The following is a 1,607-nucleotide window of genomic DNA, read 5'->3' on the forward strand; positions in this document are numbered from 1 at the left end:
ACCGGTAGGTGTGAGTGGACTGGCCCTGGTGTTTGGTCAGCCCCGCCACGCTGCCGCGGCCGTCCGGGTCACTTCACTACGTTATCACTGGGAAGAGATATGGGCACTTGGTAAGAGCCAAGAGAGTCACCGGTTCAGCAGCCACCTGAGAAGCAAATATGTGAGCGCAACCCACACCCCCCATACCACTAATGCCCACACGGCCCGGCGGTAACGGCGCTTCTTAAAGTGCCATGTGCTGACCCCTATAAAGGGAAGCGAAGCCAATAGAAGCCACCAGTACCGAGTGGCACCCATAAACCCACAAGACCATAATGCTGCTAAAAAGCCCCAACCCCAGAGTAAAGCAGTCCCTTCAATGCCGCTGAATACCCTGTAATATGCCAATACCCATCGAGTACGTCTTCCAAGAACATCCGGCTCCAATCGAACTGCCATATTCAGATGCCGGAGAAGGCTCTCTGAATCCCTCAATTTCCTTGCGCATTCTGCTGCCATTAGATGATACTCGGCTACATCAGGGGCCAGGGCAAGTGCTTGCTCAATAAACAAACGCGCTTTCCTCCAATCCTTCCTCCGCCAATGAGCCCAACTTGCACCGTAATGAGCTTCCGGATTACCAGGCTCAAGAGTAAGGACTTTTGTGAAAACCTCAAGTGCCTCAAGAGGTTGATCGAGACGAGCATACGCCTTACCAAGTCCCATTAGAGCCTTTGTATTCATTGGCTCTCTGGCGACCACTTCTTTAAATGCTGCGCAGGCAGCCTCATAATCTCCAATCTTCAGCAGTTCTTCCACTGCAGCAATATCTGTTGAAATCATCCTTATTTCACCCTGTTGCAGATATTCTTATGGAGGAGTAGGAGCAAAAACGGGGATCAAATAGGGAGCTTGAACGGCAATGTACACCGCTATCCCTACTACCACTCCTTCTATTGCTAATGCACCAGCCCGATCGCCATAGACGTTAGTCGCCACGCGCAGATAATGCGTCTGACGCACCGAGACCACGTTCTCCAGACTCGCCGCAGCGGGTATCTCAATGGCCATTGCGGTCTGCACCACACCGGGACGCTCGGCTGCGCTAACCGCCGTGATACCCCACACCTGCATTTGCACCTGGACACCTTCGTGTACCGCTTCCAGGGTGCCAGAGCGAAAACCGCCAGCCAGACGCCACGGCCCCGCCTCCACCCACCAATTGCGCTCGGGAGAGTACAGCCGTGTGGCGCTCTCAGTTATCAGCCAGGGATTGAGGTTCTCCGTTCTCGCTTGTTCCTTCAACCCCCTCTCAACTTCCAGGTCGGTAAGTATCGTTGAGATTCGCAAGAGTTGCCGGTCGTAAAACTGCACTCGCGGGATCAGGTGGAACCAGGGCTGAAACAGAAAGTCCACCCAGCGCGGTGCTCCGGTATGGATATATGGCTGCAAGGGCGCATATAGACCTGCTGCGGGGTCGCACTCGGTTGGGAATACCCCTGTCGGTGTAGGCACATACGGCGGGAAGGAGGCCTGGGGAAGGGAAGGAACAACGGCCGGAGCCTGCAGGGTCGGCGTCCACCCCATCCCGGTTCTCTCACCGAAGCACTCCCGCTCCCCGGTGAGGA

General features: G+C 55.4%; 2 protein-coding genes. Both read right to left on the minus strand.

Annotated elements, in window-relative coordinates; all coding sequences use genetic code 11:
- Positions 1-126: 126 nt before the first annotated feature.
- Positions 127-822: a tetratricopeptide repeat protein gene (locus ABJK56_RS01595; protein ID WP_347242913.1), complete on the minus strand. Its 696-nt coding sequence runs from the start codon at positions 820-822 to the stop codon at positions 127-129.
- A 27-nt stretch (positions 823-849) separates the two neighbouring features.
- Positions 850-1,607: hypothetical protein (locus ABJK56_RS01600; protein ID WP_347242914.1), on the minus strand; the 758-nt coding region annotated here is incomplete at its 5' end.

It is taken from the genome of Thermogutta sp., from assembly GCF_039793925.1.
Taxonomy (GTDB): domain Bacteria; phylum Planctomycetota; class Planctomycetia; order Pirellulales; family Thermoguttaceae; genus Thermogutta.